General features: G+C 37.5%; 7 protein-coding genes. 1 reads left to right on the forward strand and 6 read right to left on the reverse strand.

Going from position 1 to position 7,406, the window contains the following annotated elements:
• Positions 1-23 precede the first annotated feature (23 nt).
• Positions 24-2,171: an LA_2272 family surface repeat-containing protein gene (locus tag LQZ19_RS16275; RefSeq protein ID WP_411048743.1), complete on the forward strand. Its 2,148-nt coding sequence runs from the start codon at positions 24-26 to the stop codon at positions 2,169-2,171.
• A 196-nt stretch (positions 2,172-2,367) separates the two neighbouring features.
• Here LQZ19_RS16275 and LQZ19_RS16280 read toward each other — a convergent pair whose 3' ends face one another.
• The 6 genes from LQZ19_RS16280 to LQZ19_RS16300 form a co-directional block, all read right to left on the reverse strand.
• Complete coding sequence (locus tag LQZ19_RS16280; RefSeq protein ID WP_411048744.1) at positions 2,368-2,790, reverse strand: pyridoxamine 5'-phosphate oxidase family protein; 423 nt, start codon at positions 2,788-2,790, stop codon at positions 2,368-2,370.
• An 80-nt stretch (positions 2,791-2,870) separates the two neighbouring features.
• Positions 2,871-3,848 (reverse strand): LA_2272 family surface repeat-containing protein, encoded by a 978-nt coding sequence (locus tag LQZ19_RS16285; RefSeq protein ID WP_411048745.1) that lies wholly within the window; start codon positions 3,846-3,848, stop codon positions 2,871-2,873.
• A gap of 187 nt (positions 3,849-4,035) precedes the next feature.
• Complete coding sequence (locus LQZ19_RS16290; protein WP_411048746.1) at positions 4,036-4,461, reverse strand: hypothetical protein; 426 nt, start codon at positions 4,459-4,461, stop codon at positions 4,036-4,038.
• A 117-nt stretch (positions 4,462-4,578) separates the two neighbouring features.
• Positions 4,579-5,565, reverse strand: coding sequence for a hypothetical protein (locus LQZ19_RS16295; protein ID WP_411048747.1), 987 nt, complete (start codon positions 5,563-5,565; stop codon positions 4,579-4,581).
• Between the two features lie 197 nt (positions 5,566-5,762).
• On the reverse strand, positions 5,763-6,101 hold the full coding sequence (locus LQZ19_RS19400; protein WP_486401707.1) for a transposase: 339 nt from the start codon (positions 6,099-6,101) through the stop codon (positions 5,763-5,765).
• A gap of 106 nt (positions 6,102-6,207) precedes the next feature.
• Positions 6,208-7,161, reverse strand: a complete 954-nt coding sequence (locus LQZ19_RS16300; protein ID WP_411048748.1) for a hypothetical protein — start codon at positions 7,159-7,161, stop codon at positions 6,208-6,210.
• Positions 7,162-7,406: the final 245 nt, after the last annotated feature.

Raw genomic sequence — 7,406 nt, forward strand, 5'->3', positions numbered from 1 at the left:
ATATGAAACAATGGAGAAATTCTATGATTAGTACGAAAAAAATATTTGGCGCCATAGTTTTGTGTTTTACGATAAGTAGCGCTGTCTTTGGCGCCGATGAGGATGTGACCAGACGCCTGGGAATGTTTATCGGATCCAATAATGGCGGATCGGAAAGGACCACGCTCCGGTATGCGGTAAGCGATGCCCGGGTGGTTTCCAGGGTATTTTCCGATATGGGAGGGATTAATCCGAATGATAATATGCTTCTGGTGGAGCCCAGCATTGGGGAAATAAATAAGCGCCTCGACTTTCTCCGGGAACAGGTTCTCCGTTTCAAGCAAAATTATAAGCGGACAGAGATAGTGTTTTATTATTCCGGCCATTCGGATGAGGAGGGGCTGCTCCTTAACCGGGAACGCTACGCCTATAGGGCGCTCCGGGAACGGATCAATGCAATACCGTCGGATGTGCGGATCGTCATTCTGGATTCCTGTTCTTCAGGGGCCTTCACCCGGACTAAGGGGGGTGTCAAGACGAAACCCTTCCTGATGGACAACGCCAGTTCCGCCGAGGGCTACGCCTTTCTTAGTTCCAGTTCCGCCTCCGAGGATTCCCAGGAATCGGATCGTATCGCCAGTTCCTATTTTACCCACAGTTTAGTTGCGGGTCTCCGCGGGGCGGCGGATATGGTCGGCGACGGCCGGGTAACCCTCAACGAGGCCTATCGTTTTGCCTATACCGAAACCCTGGCAAAGACCGAGACGTCAATCTACGGGACCCAGCATCCCAGCTATGATATACAGGTAAACGGTACCGGAGATTTGGTGCTTACCGATGTCAAGGAAACTTCCGCCGGCATGGTGGTTGACGAAGCTGTTTCCGGCCGCCTTTCAATTCGGGATAGTTCGGATTACCTCATCGCCGAGATAACCAAAACCGCAGGCAGACCGATGGAGCTGGGGCTTGAACCCGGTTTGTACCGGATTACCCTGCAGCAGGGGAATAGCTTTTTTACCCTGGAATTACGCCTGGAACAGGATCGCCGTACACCCGTCCGCCAAAACGATTTTACCCCTATCGCCGCATCCAGGGATCGCGGCCGGACCCGTGGTAACGGTACTGATGATGCTGAGTCCTTCCATGAGCCATTCAGCCTTCAGTTTGTGCCCTCCCTGGGCATTCCCGTCGGCGGCCCGGCAGACAGTAATACTGTGCTTATCGGTATCCTTGGCGCCTATGGGAAAAATCTGCATGGGACAGGTTTAGGTACCCTATTGATAGTCAACAGCGGAAAGGTAGATGGCGTCCAAATGGCGGGCCTCTTTACCTATGCCGGCAAGGATATGGCGGGTGTCCAGGCGGCGGCCCTTTTTAACTATACGGGCGGGGATAGGGATGGCGTTCAGGCTGCGGGTGTCTTTAACTATGCAGCAGGGAATCTGGTGGGTGTCCAAACGGCGGGCCTCTTTAACTATACCGGAGGGGATAGGGGGGGTGTCCAGGTTGCAGGCTTCTTGAATTATACCAGCGGGGATATGACGGGCGCCCAGATAAGCCTGCTCAATAGTACCCGTGGGAACACCGTTGGCGCCCAGATAGGAGTAGTTAACCGCGGCGGAGATGGCGCCGGCGCTCAGATAGGGCTGGTCAATGTTTCGGATAACGAAAATGTTGTTCCCATCGGGCTGGTCAACGTGGTAAAAAACGGCATGATACACCCGCAAGTTTTTTATGATGACATGGGCTTCACTAACCTCGGCTTTAAGAGCGGATCAAAACACTTCTATTCAGTTGTAAACCTGGGGGTACAAAAAGCAGGGATCACCAGGACTACCCCGATGGAGGGGACCGGTGAAGCCGGTTTAGCATATCGCGGCAGTTTCGGTTTCGGCTATGAATTTTCCTGGAAGTACGGCTTTTTCGACATTGACATACTATCCGGCGGCATGGTTGATCTGGATGATCCGGACTCTTCATGGTCCGTGAATACCTCCATTTCCCAGGTCCGTCTGACCGCCGGATTCAAAGCCCTTAAGCATCTGGGGGTATTCGCGGGACTTTCCTACGATTATGCTCACTTAGCCGACAATGATCCCAAACCGGGTACAAGCCTTGGCGATTTTGTATACGGCTGGAGTAATGATCATAATGTACACAAGCTGGGGTTTTTCGCAGGAATACAGTTCTGAGCCCAACACCTGAAAAGAATATGCCCTTTAACTTTGTTTGGGATCCTGGCGGCTGCAAAAAATATCAGGAACCCCCAGAGGGTCCCCCTGATATTTTTTATACCGCCACCCCCGATAACATAATGAGGGCATATTCTTTTCAGCCTGCCCGCAGGACTGAGCGGTAGGATCGCGGAGCTAAGTTGCTTTTATACTCTTATTCTATCTTAAAATCTTCTGAACTAAAGTTGCTATAATACCGTCCATTTTCTGCCGTGAATTTTATTATTATAAAATCTCCTCCGTCAATTCCTCCTGTATAATATTTTGTATATTCGTCTTTCCAAATTTCCTTTTTTATTTTTATATTATCCAATACTTCCATTGTTCCTTTTAACATTACGCCCCTAAAAAATCGTTTGTCGTAAAAATATATACAAGCCTTTGAGTTATTTTTATATTGTTTTATTCTCATTGACGGTGAATTGGTATGCCAATAAAATGTTTTTATGCCTTCCCGTTTAACCGGCGGCAACATTGCCTTTGTATTGGGAAAACCATTTTCATCTATGGAACTTATAAAACTAATGCCTTGTTTTTCTATTAAATTACCAATCGTTTCTACCGGATTTTTCATCATTTCAAAATTACCCCTATTACACTTGCGTATTGTTCACTTTTTAAGGCATACGGTATACCGGTAGTCATTTACAATAATCATTACCATTCAAGTCGCAGCCCAAGCCTTGCTCCCATAAATATTTGATTTTCTTCATTTATTTCTTTCCCTATAATTTTGAAAAATGGGGATTCAATTCCATCATTACTATATATCCATGTAATAGATGGTCCTGCAACAATACTTAAATGAGATGCTATTTTATAACCAAAATAGGGTATTAAACTAACATTTGCATTGGTACTTCCATTAATTGTATTCATTGCTACCAATTCAGGATTAAAAAATAATGAATTGTTTATACGAATGATCGATCCTACCCCCAATCCATAATGAGCGGCGGACGAGAAATCTTCTTTCAATGGGTTATAGCCAAAATGCAAGGAGGTATATAATTTCTCAACACCAAGTTTCAATGATACAGTAATCGGACTAATCTCAGAAACGCCGTATTCCAATGCTTTATAACCGCCTTTCTTAATGTACGATATAAATCCGAAGGGAATACCGTCATCTATTTCATCAGCATAATTTATAAATCCAAGCTGAAACCCATGTAATTGTTTAGTAAGATTTACAAATGAAATCTGCGCCCCTTCAGTTCTATGAACAGAAGTATTTACAAAACCAAGCTGCAATCCTTTCATTATTTCGCCGCCCGTTGTATTAACAAAACCAATTTGCGACCCTATTAATGATTGTGCATTTGTGTTGATAAATCCAAGCTGTGTGCCATTTGTTCCTCCGCCGGTTGTATTAACAAAACTCATTTGTAGTCCGTTAAAGTTCTTTTGATTCAAATTAATAAAACCAATTTGCGGACTATTATGGCTTCCGTCTGCTATATTAACAAAACCAATTAACGGAAAATTGAACCCATCGGGAACAATATTTAAAAAGAAACTATATATGACATAGCTTCTATTTTCTTTGTCATCTCCATTTTTATCCTCCTCCTCTGCGGAACATATATTCATTCCTATTGTAAAAATGAATAATATCAAGATAATTTTCTTCATTATTTTCTCCTTGCTTATATAACACCTTCGGGATACATTTTTTTACCATTATTCAGCAGATTTTATTTATATTTTAATTTGTGTCAATGTTTTTAATTATCTTCGGGGCCCCGAAGCGTATACGGCTTTGTTGACGAAGTTTTTTGGTGCATTACACAATAATTTATTTTTAGCAAATCTTTTATTTTTATTCTCTTACAAATATTATGACAGAAATTATTAATGCAATTGATAATAATATTAATGGAAATATTCGTCTTTTTATTTCAACATTGATATTATTTTGGGGGAAAATTATATTCCTCTCAGTATTTACCATAAATACTGTGTTCCCTTTAGGATAGTCCTTATATATATTTGTCAAAAAAGGAATTCCGTCAGATATATATATCTTTTCGTTATAGTTTTGCCCATTGTATGTATATGAAAAAACCAACCAATCTGTAGAAGATTTTCCAGTTGATTTATGTTCGATTCGTTCAATGCTTCCTAAAGCCAATATATGGGAATTCTTTAGAATTATTAATTCATATAAATTATAAAATGAATATATGGCAAAGCCGCCATATAAAATTGAAGCAAATAATATCCAAAATAATTTCCTTCTTTTCATTTTATTCTTCCTTTAATGTTTTATATAATATACGGTAATCGTATCATTATTTCTTTGGTTTGCCGATCTTTTTCTCTGCTGTTATGCGAAGTTTAGACATGCGCCCCGTCAGGATCATTATTGCCGATTAAATCTATTACTAAAATCATTTTCCCAATAATCATATATTGTATGTAAATATTTATTATGCATTTTACTATCATTTGACTGTATTTCTGTAATCTTATTGTAAATATTTCCAATGCTTGGATATTGTTCAAAGACTTCACCCCATGTTGTTGTAGGATTATTAATTATCAATGCCATAAATTGTAACATATATTTTCTAAATGTTGACAAAACGATATAATCTGCAAAATAATTGAATTGATTTGATGGATCATCGTTTTCATATTTTTTAATATTATTATTTCCTCTGTCAATAATATCTCTTAACAATTCTTCTTTTTTGTTGTTATTGTTTCTATATGCTTCTTCCATTCTGTTAAAATAAAAGAATGTCACCATGCTTTCTCTTTCATTTATTATCGAAATTGAATCAAGGTTATTATCGTTAAAACTATTTAGTAAATAATTTTCAAAATTACTTAATTCATACGTTCCATATAAATAATATTTTATAAACTCTGCTTCAATATGTAATGCATCTAATTCATACCAATACTTTTCTTTTTCATTATCCATTGCAGAAAGAAAATCATTTTTATTATTCATATAGTCATGCAAATGTTTAAATTCATGCATTAATACTGAGTAATGTATGGTACTATTCTCGGTGAACGTATCTAAAAAATATTTTCCAAAAAAAAGACTGATTTCCTCAGTATCATGATAATATCTAAATACCATACCATTTAATATTTTATCTAAATCAGTATCAATTTTAAAAGTGACAAGATTATTTTTTAATGCATTTTCTGCCACATTGTAAGTGTTTATTACGTTTCCGGTTATATTATTTTTCATTATAGTGTTCTTAATGTTTATTAACAAGTTATTTATTTTATTTGAATAGTCAGATATGTTTATATCAGTTTCCTCGGCATAATTTATATTAGCGAGATTGACGAAAATAATCAAAAATATAATTTTATGCATTTTCATTAATTATTCCTCTTTAGAAAAGGTTGTCATTAATATGGATTATTGTCAAGTGGTTTATATATTTTCATGTCCAAATTGCACATAACTTTTTTTTATACGCAATATACTTAAACCTCCATCACTGCTATATAAACGAATATATATCTCTTTTTTTGGAATAAATATCACCCTTCGATTTGTTGAGGTATGCAGAAATACTATTTAGTACATCCGTGAGTGCTTCTATGCTTTTCGCCTCCTGGGTTTTCTGCAAGCGCTTTCATAATAATATGATACCGGCACAGTCCGTACAGTTTCCGGGATGATAGTACTCCCTGCGAATATCCGTATAGTACGATCTTCAGTAGTATTCGCAGTCTATATGCCAGCACGCCCTTTTCGTCGTTGTTGTACCCCTCATCGAATCTCGTAAAGTCCGCTTCGTTATCGATAAACCGGCTCATGGTCCATTCAAACGTCCCCGGTAGTATTTGTTCCCCTGGGTTTATTGCCAGAAATAGCTCTTGCTCTTTATCTGTTTGCTTATAATTTGCTATAGTATTTGTATCGTATCATCATTTCTTTGGTTTGCCGATCTTTTTCTCTGTCGTTATGCGAAATCTCATTAAAAGTGCACCTTGGTTATGTGAAGTTTGTCCGATTTTACATCCCCGAATCATAATCAATGCTTATACTATATGGTGCCCACCCTTGTATTCCATCCCCAGTTTCAAAATAAACCCATTGACAATTGTTAATTTTATAAGCAGTTATTTTTATTGGATTAAGTTTTTTTTCTTTGTTAACTTGACAAATAATTTCACTATTAAATCTTGGTTCTGACCAAATATTTATAAAATCAAGTCCATATGCGACCATTATAACTTGATCAGAAATATCAATTTCTTCTTCTATACCTTGTTCAACAAAATAATTATGAATCCTCCTGTTATTATCCCATACAGGTAAATAGGTTAATATATTACCGCCTAATCCATATTCACTTCCACTATCTCTTGATCTGGGCTGCGACTCTTTCCAATTTATCTTATTTTCAATAAAGAATTGAATTACTGTATAATTTCCTTTAATTGTAGCCTGTATAATTGGAGGATTAGTGTACATGCCCCAGTCATTACGGTTTCCTACCAGAAACAGATTGGGCATCTTATTATTAATTTGAGAGAAAAAATAAATAGTTTCTTTTTCCATAAAACTATTTTCTATAATAACCATTATTGGATTGATTATATTTGGCCTGGATGGAGATGAAGAATATTGATTTTCACCATGCTCATATAATTGATATATTTCACGATCTAAAGAATCAATAAAACTTTTAAAATCAAGCAATGCCTCGATGTTATTGTTTTCTAAAAAGAAAAGATATATCCCTTTTTGAATATCTTCATTCCAAAAAAGCACATCCTTTATTTCTTTATAATTTAAATTAACCAATTCCTTTATATCTACAATATCGCTTTCAAATTGTTTATCTGTCTCTACTTCTGCATATAAAGATACCTGTTCAAAATTATTGGGGGTATTTTGAATCATTGGCGTACTTTTATGGCAGCCCCATAAAAAAACCAAACACAATACAATTATTTTGTACATATTATCCCCTATTGATTGATATTATAAATTATTTTTTTAATTTGTCAATATATTTATACATTGTTTTCGGACAATGTCGCCTAACGAAGCTATGCTAAAAGAAAGATACGGAATCTGGTATACTTAAGCGGTTCGGTAAAACGACTGCTGGTTGTAGCCGAAACTGGGGCAGAACGATCTGACCTCGTACTAACGAATAACAACCAGTTTCCGTATCGCTTTTTGAGGAATGGTCCGGGAGGGTC

Origin of the sequence: Treponema primitia, from assembly GCF_046533075.1 — a bacterium.
In the GTDB taxonomy this organism is placed as follows: Bacteria; Spirochaetota; Spirochaetia; order Treponematales; family Breznakiellaceae; genus Termitinema; species Termitinema primitia_B.